The sequence below is a fragment of the Paenibacillus sp. SYP-B3998 genome (assembly GCF_010820665.1).
In the GTDB taxonomy this organism is placed as follows: domain Bacteria; phylum Bacillota; class Bacilli; order Paenibacillales; family NBRC-103111; genus Paenibacillus_E.
Map to the genome: position 1 here is coordinate 1 of NZ_JAAIKC010000013.1, position 26,701 is coordinate 26,701.

The following is a 26,701-nucleotide window of genomic DNA, read 5'->3' on the forward strand; positions in this document are numbered from 1 at the left end:
TTACGAGCTTTCAACTTTAACAATGTAACCTCGTCGTTTATTCTGGTTGGATTCCGGATAACAACTTCTCAGATTCGTACCATTCAACGTACAGGCAGAATGCCAAACGCAATTTCCAAATTATAGGAAAAAAGGGCGCTGAAAAGCGCCCTTTTTTCTTGTAACCTTAACTTCATTTAATACTGCAATAATGTTTTCGTTTTTTTCTTCAGCAAGATAAGTTCATTCCTTGGTGCAGCAGGCGTAAAGATATCGAAATGATCTATATCGTGAGTACCATCGGAAAATTCTCCAGCGCCTACACGATATTCTTCGTTCGCGCCATTTCTATGGCTTCTTCGCGGTTGTTGACGCCGAGCTTCGAGTAGAGAATCGAGCAGTAATTGCGGATCGTTCCCTCCGATAAAAATAGCTTGGCGGCGATCGATTTGTAGCGCAGTCCGCTCGACAGATGCTCCAGAATCTCCATCTCGCGTTTCGTAAGCCCGTACGGGTAGTTTCCCTGACTTGAGCTGATCTTCTCCAACTGCTCACGTTGACGCTTCATCTCTTCGAAAACTCGCGTAGCGACCGATTGGTCGATCCAGGTTCCTCCGTTATAAATACGTTTCAAGGCTTCCTTCATCTCCCGCGGATGAATCGACTTCAGCATGTAGCCTTCCGCCCCGCGCTCCAATGCAGTTGCTGCCTGCAAGGAATCCTCAAACGTTGTCATGAACACAACCTTCATATCAGGCCATCGTTGTTTCATCTCAAGTAAAGCTTCAATCCCGCCAATTCCCTGCATATGAATATCCATTAGCACGATATCCGGTTGGGACTGCTCACAATGTTCTAATGCTTCGCGCCCGTCTCCGGCTGTACCAACGACGATAAAATCAGCATGCTGATCCAAAATTTGCTTCAAGCTGTCGGTAATGATCACCTGGTCATCAACGATCAGCAGGCGGATCGTATCATGTACAGGCTCTGTCTGCAACGGAATATTACATATGACGAAAGTTCCTTGTCCTGACTCGGAATGCACGGACACCGTGCCGTGAAATAGTTCAACCCGTTCCTTCATCCCACCCAGCCCAAATCCAAATTGGATTTCTTCCATTCCGATGCCGTTATCTTCGATCTGTAACCGGAGTTGCTGGCTATCGAAATGCAACTGAACGGATATCTCGCTCGCTTTGCCGTGCCGAACCGCGTTGGTTAGAGACTCTTGAAGGCAACGAGATAGACAAAAGTTTATTTTTTGCATAACGAGAGTCTCACTGCCGATCACACGGAAGTTGACCGTTATACCTGTTGACTTCATAAAATCTTCAGTTAATTGCCGCAGCGATTCACTTAACGAATGGTTCAACGGAGTATGAGAGAGCTGATGCAGATGCTTTCGGATATCAACCAGACTGTGTTGGGCGATTCCGACAAGCGAATCGATCCTCTCTATTTGCGCATCTGGTACGGACGATCGCAGTGATTCGACGCCGACGATGAGCGAGGTAAGTGTATGGCCAATCGTGTCATGCAGCTCATGTGACAGCCGGCTGCGCTCCTCCATCAGTGTAAGTTCCTCAATCCGCTTAATATGCTGCTCCAGCAACAGCTTTTGTTCTTGAATAATTTGGGATTGCTTATGGTACTGAATTAATATATTAAACGCGAAGCCGATGGCGAAACCAAGGCTGCAGCTAACGATAAACTCATACGGGAGACGATCAGCAATCCAACCGTTCAATACCGGGAATACGATTCCGCTAAGGATACCTGTCCACACATAGGTTTTTCGACTGCTCGTCAAGCCGATAGTCATCACGAGTAAAATAAAAGACCAAAGCAATCCCGGGGCTGCGTAGGCTAAATAAAGATGGAATAAGCCCGCTACCGTGACTTCGACTGCAAGATACCGATCTGTATTCCTACACCAGACGATTAATGGAAAGAGATAAACGACGAAAGCAAGAGAAAGTACAACCCAAAGCGGCACAACGATCAATGACGGATCGACAAAACCAGCACTTGCGATAATGACCAGCCAAAGCGTTCGTATGGCCACAAGTATCCAATCATACCAGAACCTTTTTTTCAGTATAGAGAACACGAATTATGCACACCTGCTTATATTTTTTTGCAAACCAATTTCCGAATGATTCAGACCTATCATGCAATATAACTTCCCGATCCGTCAAGCGAAAGAGGGGGTTTTAACGCGTTAGAACGTAGCTTGGCAAGCACGTCATATAAGACAGTTGACATTTTGTCATGCGGTATATGTGACAGGTCCAAATACGATGTCATCAAAAGGTTGGCGGTTTTATCACTGTTTGATTTAACAATTTCGGGGGTAAGGTGAGGGGGTAAAGCAGAACAACATTCTAAAATAATAGGAGCGATGCGTTATGAAATCATTCACGATTCAAAAAGGGACTGTACTTGCATTTACAGCTATATTGGCGGGTACACTGGTATTTTCTGCTTATGGATCTGTAAACGCGGTACAGACTGAAAGCGTGGTACAAGTGGACACAGAGAAGGCAAAGAAAAGCAAGCATAGGGAGGAAGTCGAACGCGTCATTGATGAGGTGGTAACCACCAAAGGAGTCCCAAGTGTCATAGCTGGCGGGCTAAAGGATGGGGAACGCTGGTCTTACGCTACAGGTACAGCCAGTTACGAAGTACCACGCCCGGTGGAGTCCGATTTCTCATTCCGTATTGGAAGCATTTCGAAGACGTTCACCGCCTCCGTTGTATTGCAGTTGGCTGACGAGAAAAAATTGAATCTGGATGATTCGATTGAAAAATGGCTGCCAGGGGTCATAAAAGGTGAAGGGTATGACGCCAACAAAATTACGATTCGTATGTTATTGAATCATACAAGCGGGCTTGCTAGCTATACAGATTTGGATTTCCGAGATATTACTTTGCCTCAAAATCCGTTCCGTTACTATTCCGTCGATGAGCTTATCGGCATGGGACTTTCAAAGCCGCCTGTATTTGCGCCAGGGAAGGGCTGGAATTATTCCAACATGAATACTGTAATAGCCGGTCAAATTATTAAGAAGGTAACAGGAGAAACGTATGCGGAGCAGATCAGGAAACGGTTCATCATACCGCTTGGGATGACAGCAACATTTGTGATGGGAAATAGTCACGAAATTCCAGGTAAGCATGCCACAGGATATAATATGGACAGATCGGGTCAATTGTATGATTTTACAGATATGAATCAATCATGGGCAAATGCAGCCGGAGATATAGTCTCAACAACTAAAGATTTGACTACCTTCTTCAGTGCGCTGTTGGGCGGGAAGCTTCTATCTCAAGAGATGATGGACCAGATGCACACAACAGTAGATGGACCTATTGGTAAAGTCGGACTAGGGATTTATGAATTTAAAACAGCGGACGGGCAATCCTACTGGGGGCATGCCGGCGGTACTTTCGGATTTGAATCGAGAGCCTTCGGATCTCTAGACGGGAAGCATATTTTGGCAACGGTCATCAACGCGGTAGGCCCGGCAGTGGAACCGGCTCACAGTAAAATAATCAATAAGGAGTTTGGCCGTTAAGTTTAAAGTCGACATCGCGCCCTTTATTTGAGGGCGGATGTCGGTTTCTTGCTTTACCGCCGAAACCGGTGAAATAGGCTAGACGCAAATTGAATAAGAAGATATATGAATTTTTAGAAATACATAGTAGGAAAATCATTGTAGTAGTCAGCAATAAGATGCTACTGCATGAAGACTTATTCAATGAAAAACGATAGTTAAACATCTTAAGGACTGCCGTGTGACAGCCCTTAACTCCGCTAACCGGCAGAATACTTGAGAAGCAGCTCCAAGAAGAATCCTCAAAAATGATCAAAATATTAGCATATTCTGGTTATTTCGAGGAGGGGGAATTTTATACTTATCAGAACTCTTATTGAGGAAGATTTAAAAATAGTAGTAGTAAAAATAATGGGTGACAAATAAGTTTTGAAGTAAACGATAAAGTTCTGAAGTACTCCTTCAGAAGGATACCTTGACGTGACACACTCCGATTCATTACGTTTGTGCAAAATCATATTGAAAATGTGTATGGAGTCAGCCTAATTGGCAGGTTATAATGGGCTATGAATGTAGTGATAACGATTATCATTATTACTGATGGTGTTCATTGCATAACAATAGACATTAGCTAAGGGAGTTGGCACAAAGAATGGCAGAGAAATTAAAAGGGCACATACTGGGGATTCATTGGCTGGTTGTTCTCCTTGTTATTATGGTGAGTTTGGCAGGCTGCAGCGATAAGCAGGGGACAATTGACGCGGGAGTCAATAAACAGACGGACAGTGGAACAAGAACAGTCAAGGATGCTTTTGGTGAAGTGAAAATTCCCATTAAGCCAAAGCGAGTGGCGGGCATTTACTTGGAGGATTATATGTTGGCGCTGGGTGTGAAACCGATAGTGCAATGGTATCATCCATCGTGGGGCAAGCAGGATTATTTGGGGATGGCGAATACAGATGTGCCATTGTTCGATATTACCGGCAGTTTGGAGCCGTTGATTGAGCAGAATCTTGATTTAATTATTTTGAATGCCGGGATAGATCAAGCTGACTATGAATTATATTCTAAGATTGCCCCAACCTATCGGTTGACCCGCGAGGTGACTGTGGACGCTGCAGCGACACTACGAACTATTGCCGATCTGCTCGGTATTCCTGAAAAGGTGGACGGTGTATTGAAAGACTATGAGCAGAAGATAGCAGATGCAAAATTGAAGCTGGAAGCAGCCATTGGCAGGCAAACGGTTGCTGTTGTGCGTCTTGATGTCGGAGGAAAGCCGGAGCTGCGTTTGTTCGGTCAGAATAATGCCTACACGGGCATGATTTATAAAGACCTCGGTTTGGAGCCGTTTCCGTGGGTGAAGAGTATCGAAGCCCATGAAGTTATTTCACAAGAAAAAATACCCGAGTTTACTGCCGATCATATTATCATTTTCCCTTCTGATGGAAAGTGGGACTCAGAGTCCAATAAGAAGGCGGTTGCCCTGCTTGACGATCCCATTTGGAGAGGTATTCCAGCTGTAAAAAATGGTCATGTGTATCAACTTGAACGTTCGCATTGGCAATCGGGTGCCATTACAGCGAATCGTATGAAAATTGACGACCTGTTGAAATTTTTAGTGAAATAAACGGTCCAGTAAACACATCATTATGACATAAAGGGAAAGCTTTTCATGCAAGATTGAAGAGCTTTCTTTTTTGTCTTATAATAGTGATAATAATTCTCATTTAAAGAAAAAGGGGCGTGTAAGATGAATAATGAGACGGCATCTCGCCGCTATCCTTTCGTCATTTATATCATGACAGGTATCAGGAAACTCCATATGGCCCCATTTTCTAGCGAAAAGTGTGTCGGTCTCGATGGCGAATACATGCTGTTTGCCGTTATGGACGGAGCAGCAGAAATGAAGATAGGAAGTCGTTCCTACGGACTGATCAGGGAAAGTCTGATTGTTGCAGAGCCAGGTCAAGCCGCTCTCAGCTCTACACAGGAAAACAGCCTCTCTCTCTATTTCATCACTTTCAAAGCGTTTCGAGTTTCGGATATAGTTGCGTTGCGATACGAGTCGCCGGAGGCATTCCCGTGTATTGGCGAATTAACTTGCGTACCGTTCTCACAATGTGTCGATCTACTAGAAGCAATTGAGCAGCATAGTCCCGATGAAAATGAATTGATGAGGTTTTACAACCATGTGCGGTTCGAGGAGCTGATTCGTCTTGTCCTACAGCAAAACACAAGAGCAGCGCCGGCATCGAACTTGCGTGATATTGTGAAAAGCTCGATTGACTATATAAGCGGCCATTACGCCGATCAAATGACTGTGTCTCAGTTGGCTTCAGATGCGAACATTTTTCAGTGGCAATACACGCGGATATTCAAGGAACTGACAGGTCAATTCCCTCTTGAATTCATAAATAAGCTGAGGATCGACCATGCTAAGCAGTTACTGCTAAAAACAGAGGATCGGATTCACGAGATTGCCCAGCATGTCGGCTTCAACAACGAGTTTTATTTCAACCGCCGATTCAAGAAAATGGAGGGCATAGCACCAGGGAGGTACAGGCATCATCATCGGGGGAAGATGCGCATTGTCTCCTTGCTCATGGAAGATATATTACTCACTTTGGGAGTTACGCCGATTGTGCAGTGGTCGCATGCAGGCTGGGGTCGGCAAGAATACCTAAGCCTAAATGCGGTTCCAGCATTCGATGTGCTGCAGAATAGCTTTGAACCGCTTGCGACATTCAATCCAGATTTAATCATCGCACGAAGAAGTGATTATGAGTATCGAACAAATCAATACGAGCAATGCAAGCGTTTTGTGCAGACGGAGATCATTACGCATGATGATGAGGATTGGCACTCGACATTGCGAACAGTGGCGAATCGGTTAGGGCGGGTCGATCAAGCGGAGCTGGCTATCCAGCAATATGAGACCAAAGTATCTAAGGCCAGAAGTTTGTTAACCCATTCAATTAAAAATCGGACTTATGCTTTTCTGCGCATATCCGCCGAGTGTATTAGTGTTGATCAGACCTACACAAAGCCCTTTCTATGGGGGGATTTAGGGATTGTCCCACACCCGATGGTGCAGGAGTTAACCTGTGAAGCGGGCAGAAATGGCGTGACTTGGGAATGGTTGCAAGGGCTGAATGCAGATTATATTTTCTTCGCTTTCGATAAGTGGCATGAACAAGAGGCGGGTTCAGAAAGACGTCAAATTGCCCATCCGTTGTGGCAGACCATTCCCGCCGTACGCAATCGCCATGCCTTCGAGGTCGATTTTATGACGTGGATGAACCATGGATACCTAGCCAACAGCAAAAAAATAAACGATGTACTGAGCATGCTGGTTAATTAATTATGAAATGAAAGAGCTGATAATGAAATTTGAATGAAGAATCCCTGTGTCTTGCTGCGGCAACGATACGGGGATTTTTTGTTGTTTGTGTCCCGTGTTCTGGTTAGATACATTTTGTTTACAAGTTAGAGAAGTTTTATTAACATCGTTAATTTAGAATAACTTAAGAATCATGATGACTTTAGGGAAAGGTCGAACAAGATGACAAGGGCAAGATCATTTCTACGATTAAGGTATGTCTTGCTGGTGCTGGTAGTGGCGCTTGTTTATGGACAACACACAGAGAAATCGATGATTAATATCAAACCTCAAACAGCAGCGAACGAAGGGGAGACGAAGGGAGAGAAGACTCAGGTAAAGCAGACTCAGGTAAAGGCGAATCCTAAACGGCAGACAAAGGAAAAGCAGGTTGCACTGACCTTTGATGACGGACCGGATACGAAATATACCGTTGAAATTTTAGACATATTGAAAAAAAAGAAAGTAAAGGCGACTTTTTTTGTCGTTGGCTATCAGGTGGAGAGAAACCCGAAGGTTCTTGCCTCTATTGTCAAAGAAGGGCATGCACTTGGCAATCATACTTGGAGCCATAAGGATCTGACGAAACTCAATGATCGACAAATTATGAGTGAAATTGTAAAAGCAAATAATGCTATCCAAAATATAACGGGCGAGGTTCCAAAGTATATTCGGACTCCTTATGGAGCGGTCTCCAAGAAGGTGACAGCAGTAGCTGAACAAGCTGGCCAAAAAAATGTTTTGTGGAACGTGGATACAAAGGATTGGACTGGGGCGACGCCCAAAGAAATGATGAAGAACGTCAAAGCGAATATAAAACCCGGAGGTATCATTCTTATGCATAGCTTTGGCGGGAAAAAAGGCGATTTAAGCAATACGATCAAATGCTTGCCCATGATGATCGATTATCTTCAAGATCAGGGCTATTCGTTTGTAACGATACCCGAATTAAAGTCAAATCAAAGATGAGGGAGAATAGAAAATGAAAAAAATAATGTTCATTTTAATTAGTTGTATGATGATGTTTGCAGTCACAGCTTGCCAAAGCAGTAATAGCGGTGGGGGAACCAGTGAAGTCAATGGAGGAACAGCACAGCCAGTAAATGAGAATAAGATCGAAAAAGAACAAACGAACAATGCGAACTTGACCACCGAAACACCTCAATCAAAAGGTGGGAAAAAAACCATTGTTTTCTCGACACATTATGAGTACGATTCATTGAATGAGGCCAAGAAGAAGTATGAAGCGGCACATCCGAATATCGAAATCAAGCTTAATTATATCCCATCGGTAGATGGTGAGAAGGGAAAGGAATACTCGGATAATTTCATTAAAAAGACGAACACAGAGCTATTATCCGGGAATGGACCGGATATGGTTATAATGGACCACCTGCCTATGGGGAACTATGTGAATAAGAAAATTCTTGCTAATTTGAGTGAAATGATGGAGAAGGACCCAACGTTCAAGAAAGATCAATATTTCAATAACATTTTGGAAGGCAGCAAGCTTAATGGCAGCATCTATGGGCTACCGCTCAGATTTTTCGTGTATGGCCTCGCTGGGGACGAAGAAGCAATCGCGAAAACAGGAATAAAATTCGACGACCAGAATTGGAGCTGGAGTCAGTTTAACGAGTTGGCCAAGGGGTTGGTGAAAAAAGGGGATCGTCAATCTGCGCTTTTTGGCAATCGGGAAGATTTCTTGAACGAAATGGTGCAAGATAATACCGCCATGTTTGTGGATCAAGCGAACCGGAAGGCCAACTTTCAGTCCGAGCCCTTTATTCAATTATTGAATCAAGTAAAGAAGATGTTCGATGACAAGGTGGTTACGGAGAGGCCAACTAAAGTTTATTTTGTGCCAGCTCAGATTAATTCGCCAGCAGATTATATACTTTCTTTAAGGGAATATTTTGATAAACCAAAATTATACACCAAACCAAATGTAGGTGGACAGAAGGTCGGCAATTATTACAGAGCTTATAATACGATCGGCATCAATGAGAAATCAGCTGTAAAGAAGGAAGCATGGGAGTTCTTGAAATTTCTTTTGTCCGAAGATTTACGTCCTGCAGCTAATAAAACCGGCTTTCCACTCAATAAAGCCGAATATGACAGGCAAGTAAAGCAATTGATAAAAGACGGTAGTGTTAAGGCTCATGAAGAGGGGCCATTAAAAGGAAAGACGATCAAGGTGACGGAAGCGGATATTCAAGGACTGGATAAGTATATCTCCGGTGCGATCTATCCTGTAGAATTCAAGCCTACTAAGATCCAAGAGATCATTTCTAACGAGTCCAAAGCTTTTTTTAGCGGACAAAAATCTGCCGAAGATGTGGCCAAGCTGATTCAAAACAGGGTTACGACTTATTTGAATGAATAAGAATCGGAATAGCATGGACAACGTTAAGGAGTGCGGCAGTATGAAGTGAGGTGCGAACATGAAAACTCCTGCATTATTGAAAAAAGAGACTGCATGGGCCCTCTTGTTCCTTGCGCCGAGTGTGAGTGGATTCGCTCTTTTTTACGCTATACCGTTTATGATGGGACTTGTCTATTCATTTATGGATCGTACTATCGACGGAACCTTCGTAGGCTGGGACAATTATCGAGAGCTGCTAGCAAGCGGCTCTTTTCGGAAGGCAGCATGGAACACCACGTTCTTTACGATCATTAGCGTGCCGCTGATGGTAGGGCTCTCATTGGGGCTGGCGCTTCTTCTGAATCAGAACGTCTATATTCGCCAATGGCTGAGAACGGCCTATATGTTGCCGCTTGTCGTGCCTGTCGCTTCGATTGTGATGATCTGGCAGATCGGGTTCGACTGGAACGGGACAGTCAACGCTTGGTTGCACAACTTAGGGATCGATCGGGTCGATTGGATGAAATCCGACTGGGCGATCATTGTCGTAATGGTTATCTATATATGGAAAAATATCGGGTACAATATGATTTTATTTTTAGCAGGGCTACAAAATATTCCGGATAGCTACTATGAAATCGCAAATTTGGAGGGAGCGGGACACTTCACCAAATTGTTCAGGATCACTCTCGTCTATGTAATGCCGACGATGTTTTTTGTTGTTTTGATGTCGATCATCAATTCGTTCAAAGTGTTCCGGGAGACGTACTTGATGGCGGGCGATTATCCGCATGACAGCATTTATATGCTTCAACATTATATGAACAATATGTTTATATCCCTTGATGTCCAGAAACTGACAGCAGCATCAAGCTTCATGGTCGGAAGTATCATGCTCATCGTATTGGGGCTATATATGCTGGAACGCCGGTTCAGGAATTTTATGGAATGAACCCAGAGGGAGAAGTACATGTATAGGACTGTTTTATTACGAAAATATGCATTAACAATTGCACTCATCTTCCTTGCTTTGGTGATACTGGCTCCGATTGTGATTACATTCACCAATTCATTCATGACGGAGCGTGAAATCGGTTTTAACTATAACCTAATCGGTACGATGGTCAGCGCAGATTCAGGTAAGCAGGATGAATTTATCAATTTGAAGCTCATACCTGATTGGGTATCATTTGCACAATATGAAACGTTGTTAATACAATCCCCCAAGTTTTTATTCCTATTTTGGAATTCCGTGCTGTTGGTGGTTCCTATTGTTGCAGGACAAACAGTCGTAGCAGCGCTTGCCGCTTATGCACTTGCCATGTTGCGTTTTCCTGGAAGAGATACTTTGTTTCTGATGTATATCATGGCCATGCTGATGCCGTTTCAAGTTACATTAGTCCCCAACTATATTATCGCTGATCAGTTAGGCATTCTGAATCGTGCAGCTGCGATCATTTTACCAGGAATTTTCGCTACATATGGTGTATTTTTGCTGCGTCAGTTTTTGTTACATATTCCAAGCGCTTTAATTGAAGCAGCAAAATTGGACGGGGCAGGATATATGAGAACCTTCTTCTGGATTGTCCTTCCACTTGTGAAACCTGGAATAGCGGCATTAATTGTTTTGTTGTTTGTGGATTATTGGAATATGGTCGAGCAGCCACTCATTTTTCTAGATGATCCGTTTAAGTATCCACTATCCGTCTATTTGGCCCACATACAGGAGGGTGAGCGCGGTGTTAGTTTTGCTTCATCTTTACTTTATATGAGCCCAGTTCTACTATTGTTTCTCTACGCGGAATCTTATTTTATCAAAGGAATTCAGTCATCAGGCATTAAGGGGTAGGGGGTTTAACGTTGGAACTGCAACTCGAAGAGACGGTAGAGTCTCGAAAAAAGCGGAAAATAAAGATGATTGCAGGTATATTCTTCGGGCTATTAATTACGCTTACGTTATTTAGCAATACGCTGCAATCCATCACGCTGCCCAAGGTGCGGATTGAAAAGCCTGTCCAAGGTAGCCTTAACCATAATATCCAAGGGAGCGGTGTGCTGAAACCCTTGGATGAAGCTGAATTAAAGAGTGATATTGGTTGGAAAGTCAAGACCATACACGTCAAAAATGGAGATATCGTCGTAAAGGGTCAGGTACTGCTTACCTATGAAAGCAAAGCAGCAGAACGACAGATTCTGGATGAGAAAACCGCTCATGAACAGCAAAAGTTACAGTTGGAAGGGTTATTTGCAGGTTACGTGGAGGCGAGCAAAGGTGGGGATTATGCCCTCATTAGCCGTTCGAAACGTGATGTTGAATCTCTGAAACTTGAGATGAGTGTCCGAGAACGCAAGATACAAGCCTTACAAGAAGACTTGCAGATTAATCGCCAAATCATTGCCCCTTTTGACGGCATCATTACGAAGTTGAATGCGACCGAAGGGCTTTCTTCCGATGTTGGGAGCACAGTTGTTCGTCTATCCAATCATAACAAGGGATTCAGTTTGTCACTGCTGTTGACATCGGAACAAGCTGCACTTTTGCATGTTGGGGAAAAGATTGAAGTGGAAGTGAAGGACCCAGCAGTCCGAGTTGTAGAAGGCGAGATCGCGGAAATTCAAGATACAGAATCAACCCAAACGGGTTCCGGAGCTAATCAAAATAACGTGGTGGTTTCTAAAAGTGTGCGGATTACTGTGCAGGATGAAGCATTAAGAGGAGCGGAACGCGCAGAGGTTAGAGTGAAAAAGTCTTCGTCAAAGGAAGATGTGATCCTCGTCTCCAATGCCGCAATCCACAGAGATCGCGGTGGAGAGTTTGTCTATGTGATTGAAGAGAGAAAGGGACCTCTTGGCAATGTTTTTCGTGTTCGCAAAACCTATATACAGATCGTAGACGCGAGCGAAAATGAAACAGCCGTGCAACAGGGCATTTTTCTATTAGATGAGGTCATCATCGAGAGCAGCGAACCTTTACAAGAGGGGAATCGCGTTCGATTGCAATAATAAATAACTCAGCTTTCTCACCTTAAAACGACGACGCGGTTATTCCGTCTAATTATGACAGCAAGTTGCTGGAACGGGCCTTCTTAAATTTGTTATGAATGCTATCCTGCACATGTCAGCATGGACGTGAAGGAAGTGAAGGGCTGCCGCCTGGCAGCTCTTCACTCCGCTAACGGACAGATTGGCTCAATTAAAACAGTTCGCTCTTCCTTTGTTTGAGAGTGGTCGTTGTCATGCCTTTTTTTGCTGTTGACAAATGGAAAAAAATATTTTATTTTATATTGAACGGTTGATTCAATCAACCGATGTTGATCGAGGAGTGATAACTCATGATAAAGCATCCAATTATGCAGAAGGGTGATTTATGTTTAGTAACGGGGATAACTGGCTATTTGGCTTCCTGGATTGGAAAACATCTGATTGAAGAAGGATTTCAAGTAAGAGGAACTGTTCGGAAGCTCAGCAACGTTAATCAAATCGAGAAAATGAACGAGCTCCTTCCGGGAGTGGAGTTAGTCGAGGCGAATTTACTGAGTGAGGAGGGTTGGAAAGAGCCTGCTGAGGGGTGCAAGTGGGTTTTCCATGTAGCTAGTCCACAATTTAACGTCAAAGTTGATTTGGTAGAAACTGCAACCAAGGGAACTCAGCATGTAATGAATGCCGCTTTTCAGTCGGGAACTGTGCGGAAAATAGTCATCACAAGCTCTGAGGCTGCTATGGTTTTCGGACATCCGGCATCGAAACTTACTTTTAGTGAAGACGACTGGACAAATCCTAATGGAATAGCTGATTATTATCGCAGTAAGACCATTGCGGAGAAGTTGGCATGGGATCTGGTTAAAGACCAGACACGAAATCCAAGGGGAGTAGAGCTCTCTAGTATTAATCCGTGTATCATATTTGGACCTTCTCTTCTTCCGGGTGTACGATTCAGTGTTGAAAATGTTAAGAATATAGCAGAAGGAAAGATGCCTATGCTGCCGGATATGGTTTTGCATTTCGTGGATGTTCGTGACTGCGCCCGTATGCATATCTGCATAATGAACAGTCCCAACACGAATGGAAACCGTTACCTTTCTTTTAGTGCGAAAGGAAGTTTTTCGGATATTGCTTCAGTCATTCACGATAATTATTCGGATCTAGGATTTGCGCCTTCCAAGAAAGTTATGCCAAAGTTTTTCATGTGGCCACTAAAGTTTTTTAATAAAGAAGTTGCCTCAGTATATCCTCGGATAGGGAAGGATATAGCTTATACATCCAAATACCCTAATGTTTATCAATACAAATATACCGCATTTTCCGATATTATATGTGATACGATGGATTATCTCGTTGACAACAAGTTAATAAAGCCTAAGAGTGGTAATAATCGGATTTAAGACAAGATTCAAGGAGTGTGACTGTTAGTGCCCTTAAATGAAGAACAATTACAACAAATTCGTGATGAACGAAGAGATCAAATTTTGAAAGCAGGTCTTAAGGTCTTCGCAAGAAGGGGTTTAGTTGGAACGAAATTGAGCATGATCGCTACAGAAGCTCGCATCAGTCAAGGGCTTCTGTACCACTATTTTAAATCGAAAGATGAACTTTTCATTACACTTATAGAACAAGCACTTCAAGAATTAAAGAATGAGATGCAAAATGTTTATAAACTGCCTGGAAGCCCTCTAGAAAAATTAAGAAATTTAGTCCAGTTCGATGATGAAGGTCAGCTTTATTTTATGTTGATTCATCAAGTTCGTACCTCCGATGAAGTACCCGAGAAGGCGAAAGAATTAATAAAACAGTACTCCATGGAAACCTACGTCATTGATCAACTGGAATTGTTATTTATTGAAGGGCAGGAATTAGGTGAATTAGCGTCAGGCGATCCCCGAAAATTAATCTCCTGCTTTTTTACGGTTCTTTCTGCTCTGATGACATTGAACATTTCTGAAGATGGTGCTTATCAAATGCCGGAAGCCGATCTCATATTACGTATTGTAACAGGTCGCCCTTAGGATGTTCTTGAGGCAAGTAAGCGGCGTTAGGTTGTTTGACGGTAATTCGCACTTGGTTTTTTCCGACGACTTCCGTTTTTTCTACAAACGTTTCTTTTCCCTCGACAAGCGTATTGCGGACAGGAGGATGTTTCAAATAATAGTGATAGGAAAACTTGACATCATCTGCTGTTAATTTTGTACCATCATGCCAGCGCACATTGTCACGTATGGTAAACAAATAAGCTTTTCCATCGTTTTCGATTGTCCAATCGGTAGCCAACCACGGAACCAGGCCCTTCTCATCCTTTTCCTGGAGTCCATCAAACAGCAAATACATATTGCAGTAGCCCGGGCCTCGAGGGGAATGGGTATATGGAGACGGGATGCCATAGTCGCTTCCCGCCAACCGGATGATAAGCGGTGCAACGTTGCTTGCTGAAGGCTCAGTCGGAGCAGGCGCTTCTTCGAAACAAGCCGACAGCAGCAAAATAACACACAAAAACAGAGCGATGATCTTAACGGATTTCAATCTGAATCACACCAGTCTATAGAGTCACAAGAATTTGGCCAAAGCGTGTCGCCGTCCGAATCGGCACCACATTGGGATACGTTTCGGCTATATAGCTTTGTACCTTTTGTTTCGTGTCGGTATGAATGGGGATACGGAAACCGGGCAACAATTGCATGATGTATGCCAACGCCTGCTCAGGCTCCATCGTATCCTCCCGCTTTTCTTCGAACACGCGAAAGTCGAATTGATATTGACGGGCATAGAGGAGATTCAACATGTATACGATATCCAAACGCATGGCTGGCTGTTCCCCGCCCATCAGCAGCGGCCACAACTCACGGATGAGGTTGTGCTCTCGTTTTCCGGCAAATGTGCTCAAAAAGCAATACTTTCGGGCGCACTTTAGCGCTTTTTCGAGATATTGCCAGCTGCTGATGGCTGGGATCATGGAGGCGAATACAAGATCAAATGCTTGGTTCCAGCCTTCGTGATCGACATTGATGTCTTCCAATAATGCCTCGATTGCATCGATGGTAACGCCGTGGCTGTGCGCATGTTGGTGTAGCAATTCGATCATGGACGAAGAAGGTTCAACAGCCGTCACCTGAGCGGAACGCAGGGCAAAGGGAACGGCAAAAGCTCCCGGGCCGGAACCGATGTCCAGTACCGTGGCGTCCTCAAAACGTACACCGAGCTGATCCAGCCACCCAATGACATGCTCTGTCCGTCTTTTACCCGCATTTCCGAGGGCATTCCCGGCAAAGGATTGAGCTCGGGAGTCCCACATTGTGATGGCTTGATCTCCATGTTGCTTATGCGTTTGTTGCCAGACTTGATCCCACGAGGACCAATCCGTAATGTCAAAAGTTGTCATAATAATCACTCTTTTATTTTTTGTATTTTAATACCGTATTACGAGAATGGAGCTAATATTGTAATGACTCGAAAGGGCTGTTAGACCTCCGCCTTTCAAATGCCCCTATGGCTCCAGGCGCCAACTCATGAATACCAAGAACAGTGCAATTACCGAGAAGATAGTCCTAAATTTGTAATGAACGAAATGATTGAAAAAGCACAGCGAGCGATACTGTGCAGGCTGTGCTTTTTTTGGCGAACCCGCACTTAGTTCAGCACCGTCGTCATATGCTCGGTCGTGATTGACCAATGTGAGGCAGTCCAGTACTTCTCTTTATTTTTGATGTAGATGATTTGTGGTGATGCGTGCTTGACACCAAGATCTTCGGCGATTTGGTTCGATACTGGACGGGATTCGATTACCTTCACGAGGACATAATCGACATCACTATTCGGATTGTTTTGCAAATGTTGATTATATTCTTCTAGAGCGTTGGAACTAATCGGGCAAGCTGTGCTATGTTTCAGCACCACTTGTCCGCGTTCGGCGGAACGTTCCAACACGGCGTTCCATTCTTCAAGCGTCTTGATTTCTTCCCAATTCATGCGAGTCACCTCCCTCCCAACATAATCTAAGTCTTCAAGATATTTCTCGCAATCGAGCGCGGCCATACAGCCGCTACCCGCTGCGGTAATCGCCTGACGGTATTTGTGATCCTGCACGTCGCCGCAAGAGAATACACCAGGAATGCTCGTCTCAGATGTACCCGGCTTAACGATCAGGTAGCCGAGCTCGTCGGTTTCGAGCTGTCCGCCGAGGAAATCGGTGTTCGGCTTATGGCCGATCGCAACGAAAATGCTGTCGGTTTCGAGAATTTCTTCGGCACCCGTTGCGTTATCCTTTACTTTCAGGCCGGTTACGCCTTTATCGCCAGCAACGACTTCAAGCGGAGTTTTGTTAAGACTCCATTTGATTTTCTCATTGGCACTGGCACGATCTTGCATGATCTTGGAGGCACGCAGCTCGCCCCTGCGATGCACAAGGCGCACTTCGGAGCCAAAACGCGTTAGGAAATTTGCTTCTTCCATCGCGGAGTCGCCGCCGCCAACTACGATGATCTTCTTGTTCCGGAAAAAGAAGCCGTCACATGTCGCGCAAGCGCTGACGCCGCGTCCGAGGTTTTCCTTCTCGTTTGAGATGCCCATATATTTGGCCGAAGCGCCGGTCGAAATGATCAGCGTTTCCGCCGTCAGTTCGCCGATGCCTTCTACGCTCAGCTTGAACGGACGCTGTGACAGGTCAACGGAGTTGACCCACCCAGTGCGGAATTCGGTGCCGAAACGTTCGGCCTGTCTTCTCATTTTATCCATCAGTTCCGGTCCCATGATGCCTTCCGGGAACCCGGGGAAATTCTCTACGTCTGTTGTTGTAGTCAGTTGCCCGCCCGGTTCCGGCCCTTCGATAACGAGCGGCATCAGATTTGCGCGCGCCAAGTAAATGGCAGCCGTCAGTCCGGCTGGCCCCGTGCCGATTACGATGGTTTTGTATGTTGTCATTGCGATTCTCCCCTTATCTAATCGTTTACATGTTTACGCTTGCCTGCTGGCTAACGTAACGATGTTGTCTTTTCTTTTACCTAATTTGAACTTGATGACCCTACGGACTCTTGCAATTGCCCTGACTCCCGGTGTCGCCGACTCATGAATACCAAGGAAAATGCAATTACCGTGAGGATAATTCCAAGGACTTGAAATCCCTCGAAGCTGAACTTATTTCCCATTACGATGCCAATCAACAAGGAAGAGAGAATGGTTCCCAGGTATCTGGATGTATTAAATAATCCGGATGCTACACCGATTATTTCTTTTGGAGAACTTTTGAACAGGGCTGCTTGCAAACCGACATTGTTCAACCCGTTGCTAATACCGAATGCAGCTAAAGCCAAACACACACTGATAACTGGTGAAGTTTGATTCAATGTCACGATCCACACTGACCCCAATGTCATCAGAATTGCGGACACCAGCAATGCTGGCCTAGGTCCTGATTTATCGATCCATCGTCCTGCTATTGGAGAAGTAACTAACGAGCATAAGCCTAAGCTTAGCATGAGAATCCCTGTAAGGAACTCGCTGACATGACGTACCGTTTGCAAGTAGGACGGGAGCCCGAAAAAGAGCGAGTAAAAAAGTACGTTAACGAGCATGAATTCGACATTGACCCAAGTCATCGCAGGATATTTGGCAAATGTGCGCAAAGGAATAAAGGGTGACTTCGCTTTTAACTCATGTCGTACGAAAGCCACAAGTAGCACGAGGCCTATCAGCCCGACAATAACAGTACTTAATGAGAGTTGCCCAGATGATTTTGCTGACAGTAAGGAGGTGAGCAGGGCAACCAGACCCACTGTGAATAGCAGGATCCCTGAGGCATCAATCAAAGCAAACCATTTACGAAAGGACATGCCCCGTGCAACGGATGTTGACGGTTCGTCTTTAGGAATATTCCGCCAAGATAATAGAAAGCTCACCACCACGAACGGAATATTGACGAAAAAGATAGCAGGCCAGCCCCACCAGTGAATGATGACCCCGCCAATAAAGGGTCCAATTGCTGCCGCTCCGGATAGGAATATGGACAAAACAGACAGCGCAGTCGCTTGTTTATCCGTAATATGAATTCGCACAATGGCCATTCCAACCGCAACCATCATGCTTGTTCCGATGGATTGCACAATGCGGAATACGAGAAGCCACCCAAAGTTTGGTGATAGTGGAGCTATTAATGATGCAATGAAGGCTACAATAAGCCCGGTAAGAAATATCTTCCTACGACCGAATAAATCGCTGGCCTTTCCCATGACGGGTTGAGCGACAGCGCTTGCAATGTAGAAAGAAAAAATAATCCAGGAAACACCTGTAAAGTCAAGTTGGAACACATTTTGCAGCCTTGGAATAGCAACTGAAACCATGGAAGAATTTAATGGGTTCAGCAGTATCCCAAGGCCAACGGAAATCATCAACCACCTGCTGCGAGCATTCATTTTTGGTCACCCCTCAAAGTGTATTGATGTCATCGTACTTGAAATTGATTATTTATTCCAATGCATTTTATGTTATGATTTCATTGACTTGAGGGAATGAATGGAGGTGCGAAAATGGAGCTTCTTCAACTGCAATATTTTCTCGCGGTAGCTCGATTGGAACATGTGACCGAAGCTGCACGAAGTTTGCACGTTACGCAATCGTCACTAAGCAAAACGATTCAACGCTTGGAGGAGGATTTAGGGGTCCCTCTATTCGATCGAATAGGGAGGAAGCTGCGATTGAATGAGTTCGGAAGCAGATTCCTTCGCCGTGCGGAAAGGGCTTTGTTTGAATTGGAACAGGGGAAGCAGGAGCTTAGCGATTTATCCAGCCCGGAACATGGCACACTCGAATTGGCGGTGACCACGGCAAGCACGTTACCAAATATCCTTCGAGAGTTTCGGAAAAAGCGGCCCTATATCCAATTTCATGTGCAAATGCTGACCATGCAGGAAATGGTTACACTTCTTCATAGAGGAGAGGTCGATTTCTGCTTGTCCTCACCTCCTATAGAAGGGGATGACATTGAATGTCAAATCGTGTTCATCGACCCCATCCTTGTAGCTGTTCCAAAGGGGCATCGGTTGGCAGACCGAAGCAGCGTATCCTTGACAGAACTAAGGGATGAATGGTTTGTCGGTGTAAAGAGAGGCTACGGTACTCGCGATTTAGTGGACTCTATATGCAAATCAGCTGGATTTGTCCCTAAATATGTGTATGAGGGAGATGAACCTGCAAGGCTATTCACTCTTGTGGAAGCAGAAATTGGCATTGCTTTCATACCAAGTACGGCAAGGTATTCACATGAACATATCAAATATCTACAAGTAGAAAATCACGAATTAGTACGGGAAATCGCTTTATTATGGCATAGGAGTCGGTACATATCGCGGGCTGCAATGGAATTCCGTGAGGTAGTTGTACAATATTTTGCGTCGATATCCAAACTGACAATTTAGTCATCCTTCACCGGAGCCGGGCGGACAGCTGACGACGACGGAAGTCGAGAATTTTCCCGGATTTCCAGATGGAATCATGGGTCCGGAACTGATGGACAACATGCGCTAGTATTTCTGATTCATTTCTTCATGTGATTACTAAAGATTAATGTGTTAAAGGATCAATTTTAAATAGGCTCCTTTTATTATCCCATGAAAAACATCCTTCCTTGGTGGGTATGGTCTGGCAACCCTATTTTACCAAAGGATAGGGTGTTTTTAGTGCCTTTTCACAATGTTTTTCAGTTAAATCGAGGGTTTATAGTATATTTTAAGGTGCGGAAGTTGAGTTTAAAATAAAAGAAATTACAGTATGAATAAAAAAATATAGACAAAATTCTGCTGGTATAATAATATGAATCCAATAAATCTAAATATTTTGTCAATTCTGTTAGGAGGGGATGATGATCTGGAAAGTATCTACGAAAAGATCAGGTTACTGCGAACGCAGCACAACATGACATTAAAAGATTTAAGCATCAAAACCGGTTTGTCGATCAGCTTTCTTTCTCAAGTAGAACGGGGGAATAGCTCACTAGCGATTACTTCGTTGCAAAAAATCGGGGAAGCGTTACAAGTGCCGATTACTTATTTTTTTGAAGAACCCGCAAATGATAGTTACTTTTTGCCTGAGAAAGAACGGAAGCGGTTTCAAATTGGAGGATCTCACGTCGTCTATGTTCGGTTGGGTGGCGATTTCCCAGACAGAGCGCTTGAGCCTATCCACATCACTTTACCCCCTCAACAGCAGCAAGAGGTTGCGTTTAATCATCCAGGCGAAGAATTTTACTTTATTTTAGAGGGGAAAGTCGTCACGGTCGTCGATGGCAAAGAGCATGAAATGAGCAAGGGGGATACGATCCATTTTCCTTCTACCCTTGATCATACCTGGTATAACCATTCCGATGAACCGGCACAAATTCTATGTGTCTTGACGCCTGTCATTTTTAAGAATTAATCCATAATTATATTGTATTGATTTACCTACGTTAAGGAGGAGTGAAGGAATGATCATAGTGAATGCCAATACAGTAAAGCCGGATGATAGACCACAAGTCTTCCTGAAAACATTGTTTACTGAGGAATCTATTGCAGGAGGGAAAGTGAAATTCGGCACCATCGTTATACCGCCGAAAGCTAGAGTTCCATTGAATGGAGAAGGAGCGCATGACCAAGACGAATATTCCATCGTAATCAAAGGAGCCATCGAAACAGGGAGCGGGGGCAAAGAGTACCTGATTTCCGCAGGAGATGCGACGTTAATTCCAGCAGGGGAAGCACATTGGGCATATAATTCCGGAGACGTGGACTGCGAAATCGTTTGGGTGCTTGTCGAACGGTAAGTACATAGGAATTTAAAAAGATAATAATTGGGGGGAAAGCAAATGAAAAAAGTATTTACAAAGGTTTGCACAGTAACAATACTCAGCACCATCATTTTAACAGGCTGTACCAAACCAGCAACGGTAAACAACGAGTCCAAGTCACCCACGAATGAACCGGCAAAAGCAAGCGCTGCTTTACGCTCCAATTTAAAGGCAGAGCCGGTGTCTCTCGATCCGCCGAAAGCGTACGATCCGGTCGCATTTGAAGTGTTATACAACACGTTAGAAGGTCTGGTTCGCCTAGACGACAAACACATGATTATACCTGCGATGGCAACGAAGTGGGATATCACGGATAACGGGAAAAAATACACTTTTCATCTTCGCGATAGCAAATGGTCCAATGGCGACCCTGTAACCGCATATGATTTTGAAGTCTCATGGAAACGCATGGTTGATCCGAAGAACGGCTTCCCGGCTTCATTTCTCGCATTTGTCATCGCAGGGGCGGAAGACTTCAACAAAGGAAAAGGGACTGTAGATAATGTGAAAGTAAAGGCGCTTGATGATAAAACACTAGAAGTTGTTTTGAAAGCGCCTTCAGGATATTTTTTAAGTATGATTACAACTCCGGTGTTTGCTCCAGTTAATAAAAAGACAGTGGAAAGTAATCCGAATTGGTCTGCGGAAGCAGCAACCATCGTCTCCAACGGACCGTTTAAGCTGACGGAATGGACGCACAATCAATCGATCAAGGCTGTCAAAAACGACAACTACTGGGACAAAAATAACGTAAAGCTTCCTGGAATCAATTGGGTGATGGTGAACGATGAGAATACACAGTATCAGATGTTTAAATCTGGTGAGCTGGATAAAATTGAATCCGTTCCTAAAGACGTCAAGCAAAAATTGCTCGAATCCGGCGAGGCCAAGCTTGCGCCTGAGGCAGCTACTAGCTTCTATCGATTGAATACGGCAATGCCGCCATTTAACAACAAAAACATCCGCAAAGCGTTCTCGCTAGCAGTCAATCGCAAATTGATTATCGACAAGGTGGTTCAAGGTAAGCAAGTACCGGCTATGGGCATTGTTCCTGTCGGGTTCCCTGAGCCAGACGGCAAAGATTTCCGCGCTGTTGGTGGCGAGTACTTTAAAGATAACGATCTAGAAACAGCAAAAGATCTACTGAAAAAAGGAATGGAAGAAAGCGGGTATACGACTTTACCTGAAGTTACTTTGACATATGATACGAACGATTTGAATAAATCTGTTGCACAGGTCTTGCAAGAAATGTTCAAGAAGAACTTGGGCGTAGACGTCAAGCTGGAAAGCAAGGAATGGAAAGTTTTCTTGGACGAGCAGCGGGCAAGCAAGCACCAAGTGTCTTTAAGCACCTACTATGCCGACTATGCCGATCCGCTGAACTTCATTGAAATATTCCAAACGGGTCATCCGGGAAATCGAATTAACTACAGCAACAAAATGTTCGATGAATTAATTCAAAAAGCCAGCATCGAACCGGACGAGAAGAAGCGTTTCTCCATCATGCACGACGCCGAAAAAACGTTCTTCGAGGATATGCCGGTGCTGCCGCTCTTCTACAGCACGAAAGCCTATATGGAACGTCCGAACGTCAAGGGTATTATTCGTCACCCTGCTTCACTCATCGATTATAAACAAGTAGAAATCACTGGTAAATAAACAGAAATACGTACAACAACAATTAGAAAAGGGTATATCAGTACCCTTTTCTTTCTTATCCAGATCTAATACAGATGTGATGAAAAAGGAGGGAAACCGGTGTCGAGATACCTGCTAAAACGTATTTTGATGATGATTCTCACACTGTGGCTCATCGTTACATTGACGTTTGTCCTCATGCATCTCATACCTGGCGATCCGTTTTCCGCGGAGTCCGGCAAACTACCCAAACAGGTTGTGGAGAACTTGCGTGCCAAATATCATTTGAATGATCCCTATCCGGTGCAATATGTTTATTATTTAAAAAATTTAGTGACGCTTGATTTAGGTCAATCGATAAAAAGCGATATGCGCAGCGTAAACAGTATGATTGGTGACGGATTCCGCGCATCAGCTTTGCTAGGCATCCAAGCAATGTGCATATCCCTTGTTTTCGGAATTTTCTTTGGTATTGTTGCGGCGCTTAATCGCAATCGTATACCAGATTATGTGATGACAATTCTAGCGATTGCCGGTATTTCAATCCCGAGCTTTCTGATGGCTCCTCTTCTCATCAACTACCTTGCCATCAAAATGCCGATTTTTCCGGTAGCTACTTGGGGAACGTGGATGCACACTGTACTTCCCTCCCTCGCGCTATCGTTTGGCCCGCTGGCTATTATAGCACGGTATATGCGTACAAATATGATTAATGTAATGAGACAGAATTACATACGTACGGCGGAAGCGAAAGGTATTCCCATGCATTTGATCGTCATTAGGCATGGCATACGGAATGCTATTTTGCCGGTTATCACCTTTCTCGGTCCACTGATGGCGGCGCTGATTACCGGAACGTTTGTAGTGGAAAAAGTTTTTGCCATCCCGGGAGTCGGCAAGTATTTCGTTGAGGGTATCTTTAACCGTGATTATCCGGTCATTCTAGGAACGACCATTTTTTATAGCACGATTCTAATTTTGGCTGTGTTGATGATTGATATCGCGTATACCTTGATCGATCCGCGCATCAAATTGACCGTCAAGGAGGAATAGAAAAAATGATGGCAGAATCGAAATTGGATACATCGTTTCACCCGCTTAACAAGCAGATATTCGAGAAAGCTTCCACTCGTCCGAGCCTCACATATGGGCAATTAACCTTACGCAAATTGTTTAAGAATAAACTGGCCATGGTTGGATTCACGATCATTGTGATGATTCTCATCATGGCGATCATCGGTCCATATATTGCGCGATATAGTTTTTCCGATCAAAGTTTGCTCGAGGCTAACCAGACCATCTCGAAAGACCATTGGTTTGGCACAGACGATTTGGGCCGGGACGTATTTGCAAGAACTTGGTACGGCGCCCGTATTTCTTTGACGATCGGAGTTGTAGCCGCGCTCATCGACTTAGTCATCGGTGTGACCCTCGGCGGGATCGCCGGTTTTACGGCAGGACGCGGTAAACGAGGTGAACGGATTGATAATGTCATCATGCGCGTGATTGAAGTCCTGAGCGGGTTGCCCTATTTATTGGTCGTTATTTTGCTGATGGTGATTATGAAGCCCGGAATTGGGACGATCATCACGGCCTTAACCGTTACTGGATGGGTAGGCATGGCCCGGCTCGTTCGCGGCCAAATTATGCAACTTCGCTCACAAGAATATATCCTCGCGTCACAAGTATTAGGGGTTTCATCCGCGCGAATTATATGGAGACATTTAATTCCCAATACGAGCGGGATTATTATTGTAACGCTGACCTTTACGGTTCCTGCAGCGATTTTTTCGGAGGCATTTTTAAGCTTTTTGGGTCTGGGCGTTCAAGCGCCTATTGCCAGTTGGGGTACAATGACGAACGACGCTTTGGGCGTCATCCTAACCGGAGATTGGTGGCGTCTCTTTTTTCCGGGACTGATGATATCGCTGACTATGTTTGCTTTCAACGTGTTTGGAGACGGTTTGCAGGATGCGTTGGATCCAGGTCTTAGCGATTAGGGGGAAGAGTGATGGAACATTTATTAGAAGTAACAAACTTGAAGGTTAATTTCAAAACGCATGGTGGAGAAGTGAAAGCGGTGCGCGGCGTTTCATTCTATGTCGATCACGGTGAAACGGTTGCTATCGTAGGTGAGAGCGGCTGTGGGAAAAGCGTGACCGCTCTTTCAATTATGGGTTTGATTCCGAGCCCTCCAGGTAGATTAGCTGAAGGCGAAATTCGATTTAACGGCCAAGACATCACCCGACTCTCTAAAAAGGAATTGCTGAAGATGCGGGGCTCTGAAATGGGAATGATTTTCCAGGATCCGATGACAGCGCTAAATCCGACGATGAAAATAGGCCGGCAGCTCACGGAAGGGCTGGTTTATTACCACGGATTATCCAAAAAGGAAGCCCACAAGAAAGCAATAGAACTGCTCAATAAAGTGGGAATATCGGATCCGCAGAAACGGGTCGATCAGTATCCGCACGAGTTTAGCGGTGGCATGCGGCAGCGTGTCGTGATTGCGATCGCACTGGCATGCAATCCGAAACTGGTCATCGCCGATGAGCCAACAACGGCTTTGGACGTGACGGTGCAAGCGCAAATCCTTGATTTAATGAAGGAATTGCAGGAACAAACGAAGCTTTCTATTATTTTGATTACGCATGATTTGGGGGTTGTTGCAGAAGTCGCTCACAGGGCAGTAGTCATGTATGCTGGCACCGTGGTGGAATCTGGGACTACGCATGATCTGTTTACGAAGCCTAAACATCCTTATACATGGGGACTGATGAAGTCGATGCCGCATCTGGAAGGCGAACACAAGAAGCGGTTGGTTCCAATCGAAGGAACCCCTCCCGATCTGTTCAATCCGCCGAAGGGCTGCCCGTTTGCGGAGCGCTGCGATTATGCGATGGAAATCTGTGCGGAGCAAGCGCCGGTTGTCAGATATTTCGGTAACGGACATGAGGCAGCGTGTTGGCTACATGATGAGCGTGCCCCTAAATTCGAGGAACTTACAGCAGTCGGGAGGCAAGCCTAATGTCTGAAATCCTTGTTGAAGTTAACAATTTGAAGAAATATTTTGGTCAAAAAGCAGGAACGACTCTAAAAGCCGTAGATGGCGTATCCTTTGCGATTCGGAAAGGGGAAACGTTCGGGCTTGTCGGAGAGAGCGGCTGCGGCAAATCAACCTTGGGGCGGACGATCGTCCGGCTGTATGAGAGCACGGAGGGGGAGGTCCGGTTTAAGGGGGAAAATGTCCATCAACTTTCACGAAAAGAAAGCAAGCAGTTTAACCGTGATGTACAGATGATCTTTCAGGATCCTCATGCCAGCCTGAATCCCCGCATGAATGTCCGCTCTATTATTGCCGAAGGAATGAAAGTCCAAGATTTAAGCGGCAAAGATAGAGCGGAACGGGTTCGCGAGCTTCTGCAGCTTGTCGGACTTCGACCTGAACATGCTGACCGGTATCCGCATGAATTCAGCGGCGGGCAGCGCCAACGAATCGGGATCGCTCGAGCGCTTGCGGTCGATCCGCAGTTTATTATCGCAGATGAACCGATTTCGGCGCTGGATGTATCCATTCAAGCACAAATCGTCAATTTGCTTGAAGATTTACAGCATAAACGCGGATTGACGTTTCTGTTCATCGCGCATGATTTGTCCATGGTCCAGCATATTTCGAATCGGATTGGTGTCATGTATTTAGGTAAAATGGTGGAGCTTGCGGGAAGTGTCGAGCTCTATAAAAAGCCGCTGCACCCTTATACGCAGGCCCTGCTTTCGGCCATTCCTATTCCCGATCCGACTGTCAAAAGGGAACGGATCGTGCTGGAAGGGGATTTGCCGAGCCCGTCCAATTTGCCGAGCGGATGCAGATTTCGGACGCGCTGTCCTCAAGCGATGGAAAAGTGCAGCCTCATGGAGCCAGAATGGAAAGAAATTGAGAGCGGCCATTGGATTGCCTGTCATTTATATTAACC

At 44.8% G+C, this 26,701-nt stretch carries 22 protein-coding genes and 3 pseudogenes; 19 read left to right on the forward strand and 6 right to left on the reverse strand.

The genetic code is table 11. The features are described from left to right. Nucleotides 1–298 precede the first annotated feature (298 nt). Entirely contained in the window at nucleotides 299–2,092 is a 1,794-nt protein-coding gene (locus GK047_RS23950; RefSeq protein WP_163952511.1) for a response regulator, read from the reverse strand. Nucleotides 2,093–2,519: 427 nt separating this feature from the next. Here GK047_RS23950 and GK047_RS23955 point away from each other — a divergent pair. The 10 genes and pseudogenes from GK047_RS23955 to GK047_RS24000 form a co-directional block, all read left to right on the forward strand. Further along, nucleotides 2,520–3,560: pseudogene (locus tag GK047_RS23955) on the forward strand (serine hydrolase domain-containing protein); the annotation flags it as partial. 631 nt (nucleotides 3,561–4,191) lie between these two features. Continuing rightward, a complete protein-coding gene (locus tag GK047_RS23960) occupies nucleotides 4,192–5,169 on the forward strand; it encodes an ABC transporter substrate-binding protein (protein WP_163952515.1) in 978 nt (325 codons plus the stop codon). A gap of 123 nt (nucleotides 5,170–5,292) precedes the next feature. After that, nucleotides 5,293–6,903, forward strand: coding sequence for an AraC family transcriptional regulator (locus GK047_RS23965; RefSeq protein ID WP_163952516.1), 1,611 nt, complete (start codon nucleotides 5,293–5,295; stop codon nucleotides 6,901–6,903). 291 nt (nucleotides 6,904–7,194) lie between these two features. Continuing rightward, nucleotides 7,195–7,890 carry a polysaccharide deacetylase family protein gene (locus GK047_RS23970; protein ID WP_240344166.1) on the forward strand — a complete coding sequence of 232 codons (696 nt, stop codon included), beginning with the start codon at nucleotides 7,195–7,197 and terminating at the stop codon, nucleotides 7,888–7,890. 13 nt (nucleotides 7,891–7,903) lie between these two features. After that, nucleotides 7,904–9,307, forward strand: coding sequence for an ABC transporter substrate-binding protein (locus tag GK047_RS23975; protein WP_163952520.1), 1,404 nt, complete (start codon nucleotides 7,904–7,906; stop codon nucleotides 9,305–9,307). Between the two features lie 58 nt (nucleotides 9,308–9,365). Beyond that, nucleotides 9,366–10,238 carry a carbohydrate ABC transporter permease gene (locus GK047_RS23980; RefSeq protein ID WP_163952522.1) on the forward strand — a complete coding sequence of 291 codons (873 nt, stop codon included), beginning with the start codon at nucleotides 9,366–9,368 and terminating at the stop codon, nucleotides 10,236–10,238. Between the two features lie 18 nt (nucleotides 10,239–10,256). After that, entirely contained in the window at nucleotides 10,257–11,135 is an 879-nt protein-coding gene (locus GK047_RS23985; protein ID WP_163952524.1) for a carbohydrate ABC transporter permease, read from the forward strand. An 11-nt stretch (nucleotides 11,136–11,146) separates the two neighbouring features. Beyond that, nucleotides 11,147–12,289 (forward strand): efflux RND transporter periplasmic adaptor subunit, encoded by a 1,143-nt coding sequence (locus GK047_RS23990; RefSeq protein WP_163952526.1) that lies wholly within the window; start codon nucleotides 11,147–11,149, stop codon nucleotides 12,287–12,289. Nucleotides 12,290–12,618: 329 nt separating this feature from the next. Continuing rightward, nucleotides 12,619–13,668 (forward strand): NAD-dependent epimerase/dehydratase family protein, encoded by a 1,050-nt coding sequence (locus GK047_RS23995; RefSeq protein ID WP_163952528.1) that lies wholly within the window; start codon nucleotides 12,619–12,621, stop codon nucleotides 13,666–13,668. A 27-nt stretch (nucleotides 13,669–13,695) separates the two neighbouring features. Continuing rightward, a complete protein-coding gene (locus GK047_RS24000) occupies nucleotides 13,696–14,289 on the forward strand; it encodes a TetR/AcrR family transcriptional regulator (protein ID WP_346010383.1) in 594 nt (197 codons plus the stop codon). Here the strand turns inward: GK047_RS24000 and GK047_RS29320 are convergent. The 5 genes and pseudogenes from GK047_RS29320 to GK047_RS24020 form a co-directional block, all read right to left on the reverse strand. Beyond that, on the reverse strand, nucleotides 14,258–14,800 hold the full coding sequence (locus tag GK047_RS29320) for an ABC transporter substrate-binding protein (protein WP_205516954.1): 543 nt from the start codon (nucleotides 14,798–14,800) through the stop codon (nucleotides 14,258–14,260). The two genes, GK047_RS24000 and GK047_RS29320, sit on opposite strands and share 32 nt — an antisense overlap. Nucleotides 14,801–14,816: 16 nt before the next feature. Continuing rightward, nucleotides 14,817–15,656 (reverse strand): class I SAM-dependent methyltransferase, encoded by an 840-nt coding sequence (locus GK047_RS24010; RefSeq protein ID WP_163952529.1) that lies wholly within the window; start codon nucleotides 15,654–15,656, stop codon nucleotides 14,817–14,819. Nucleotides 15,657–15,904: 248 nt separating this feature from the next. Beyond that, entirely contained in the window at nucleotides 15,905–16,243 is a 339-nt protein-coding gene (ytxJ, locus tag GK047_RS29860; RefSeq protein ID WP_240344177.1) for a bacillithiol system redox-active protein YtxJ, read from the reverse strand. Between the two features lie 33 nt (nucleotides 16,244–16,276). Continuing rightward, a pseudogene (trxB, locus tag GK047_RS24015) lies at nucleotides 16,277–17,194 on the reverse strand (thioredoxin-disulfide reductase); the annotation flags it as partial. 80 nt (nucleotides 17,195–17,274) lie between these two features. Continuing rightward, entirely contained in the window at nucleotides 17,275–18,681 is a 1,407-nt protein-coding gene (locus tag GK047_RS24020) for an MFS transporter (RefSeq protein WP_163952533.1), read from the reverse strand. Between the two features lie 114 nt (nucleotides 18,682–18,795). Here GK047_RS24020 and GK047_RS24025 point away from each other — a divergent pair, with 114 nt between their 5' ends. From GK047_RS24025 to GK047_RS24065, 9 genes and pseudogenes are all read left to right on the forward strand, one after another. Next, nucleotides 18,796–19,683 carry a LysR family transcriptional regulator gene (locus GK047_RS24025; protein ID WP_163952535.1) on the forward strand — a complete coding sequence of 296 codons (888 nt, stop codon included), beginning with the start codon at nucleotides 18,796–18,798 and terminating at the stop codon, nucleotides 19,681–19,683. A gap of 10 nt (nucleotides 19,684–19,693) precedes the next feature. Beyond that, nucleotides 19,694–19,789 (forward strand): annotated as a pseudogene (locus GK047_RS29865) (thioredoxin-disulfide reductase); the annotation flags it as partial. 342 nt (nucleotides 19,790–20,131) lie between these two features. Further along, complete coding sequence (locus GK047_RS24035) at nucleotides 20,132–20,680, forward strand: helix-turn-helix domain-containing protein (protein ID WP_163952699.1); 549 nt, start codon at nucleotides 20,132–20,134, stop codon at nucleotides 20,678–20,680. A gap of 49 nt (nucleotides 20,681–20,729) precedes the next feature. Next, the gene (locus GK047_RS24040; protein WP_163952537.1) at nucleotides 20,730–21,065 is read left to right on the forward strand and encodes a cupin domain-containing protein; all 336 of its coding nucleotides are present in this window, start codon (nucleotides 20,730–20,732) and stop codon (nucleotides 21,063–21,065) included. A gap of 42 nt (nucleotides 21,066–21,107) precedes the next feature. Further along, entirely contained in the window at nucleotides 21,108–22,748 is a 1,641-nt protein-coding gene (locus tag GK047_RS24045) for a peptide ABC transporter substrate-binding protein (RefSeq protein WP_163952539.1), read from the forward strand. Nucleotides 22,749–22,847: 99 nt separating this feature from the next. Further along, on the forward strand, nucleotides 22,848–23,780 hold the full coding sequence (locus tag GK047_RS24050; RefSeq protein WP_163952541.1) for an ABC transporter permease subunit: 933 nt from the start codon (nucleotides 22,848–22,850) through the stop codon (nucleotides 23,778–23,780). A gap of 8 nt (nucleotides 23,781–23,788) precedes the next feature. Continuing rightward, nucleotides 23,789–24,727, forward strand: coding sequence for an ABC transporter permease (locus GK047_RS24055; RefSeq protein ID WP_481856052.1), 939 nt, complete (start codon nucleotides 23,789–23,791; stop codon nucleotides 24,725–24,727). An 11-nt stretch (nucleotides 24,728–24,738) separates the two neighbouring features. After that, nucleotides 24,739–25,755 carry an ABC transporter ATP-binding protein gene (locus GK047_RS24060; protein ID WP_163952546.1) on the forward strand — a complete coding sequence of 339 codons (1,017 nt, stop codon included), beginning with the start codon at nucleotides 24,739–24,741 and terminating at the stop codon, nucleotides 25,753–25,755. Then, complete coding sequence (locus GK047_RS24065; protein WP_163952548.1) at nucleotides 25,755–26,699, forward strand: ABC transporter ATP-binding protein; 945 nt, start codon at nucleotides 25,755–25,757, stop codon at nucleotides 26,697–26,699. Before GK047_RS24060 ends, GK047_RS24065 begins: the two co-directional genes overlap by 1 nt. The last annotated feature ends 2 nt before the right edge of the window (nucleotides 26,700–26,701 follow it).

Excerpts from the sequence above, each read along its gene's own strand:
- GK047_RS23960 (WP_163952515.1), top strand. The coding sequence starts at position 4,192 with ATGGCAGAGAAATTAAAAGGGCACATACTGGGGATTCATTGGCTGGTT.
- GK047_RS23965 (WP_163952516.1), top strand. The coding sequence starts at position 5,293 with ATGAATAATGAGACGGCATCTCGCCGCTATCCTTTCGTCATTTATATC.
- GK047_RS23970 (WP_240344166.1), top strand. The coding sequence starts at position 7,195 with ATGATTAATATCAAACCTCAAACAGCAGCGAACGAAGGGGAGACGAAG.
- GK047_RS23975 (WP_163952520.1), top strand. The coding sequence starts at position 7,904 with ATGAAAAAAATAATGTTCATTTTAATTAGTTGTATGATGATGTTTGCA.
- GK047_RS23980 (WP_163952522.1), top strand. The coding sequence starts at position 9,366 with ATGAAAACTCCTGCATTATTGAAAAAAGAGACTGCATGGGCCCTCTTG.
- GK047_RS23985 (WP_163952524.1), top strand. The coding sequence starts at position 10,257 with ATGTATAGGACTGTTTTATTACGAAAATATGCATTAACAATTGCACTC.
- GK047_RS23995 (WP_163952528.1), top strand. The coding sequence starts at position 12,619 with ATGATAAAGCATCCAATTATGCAGAAGGGTGATTTATGTTTAGTAACG.
- GK047_RS24010 (WP_163952529.1), bottom strand. The coding sequence starts at position 15,656 with ATGACAACTTTTGACATTACGGATTGGTCCTCGTGGGATCAAGTCTGG.
- ytxJ (WP_240344177.1), bottom strand. The coding sequence starts at position 16,243 with ATGAATTGGGAAGAAATCAAGACGCTTGAAGAATGGAACGCCGTGTTG.
- GK047_RS24020 (WP_163952533.1), bottom strand. The coding sequence starts at position 18,681 with ATGAATGCTCGCAGCAGGTGGTTGATGATTTCCGTTGGCCTTGGGATA.
- GK047_RS24025 (WP_163952535.1), top strand. The coding sequence starts at position 18,796 with ATGGAGCTTCTTCAACTGCAATATTTTCTCGCGGTAGCTCGATTGGAA.
- GK047_RS24040 (WP_163952537.1), top strand. The coding sequence starts at position 20,730 with ATGATCATAGTGAATGCCAATACAGTAAAGCCGGATGATAGACCACAA.
- GK047_RS24045 (WP_163952539.1), top strand. The coding sequence starts at position 21,108 with ATGAAAAAAGTATTTACAAAGGTTTGCACAGTAACAATACTCAGCACC.
- GK047_RS24055 (WP_481856052.1), top strand. The coding sequence starts at position 23,789 with ATGGCAGAATCGAAATTGGATACATCGTTTCACCCGCTTAACAAGCAG.
- GK047_RS24060 (WP_163952546.1), top strand. The coding sequence starts at position 24,739 with ATGGAACATTTATTAGAAGTAACAAACTTGAAGGTTAATTTCAAAACG.
- GK047_RS24065 (WP_163952548.1), top strand. The coding sequence starts at position 25,755 with ATGTCTGAAATCCTTGTTGAAGTTAACAATTTGAAGAAATATTTTGGT.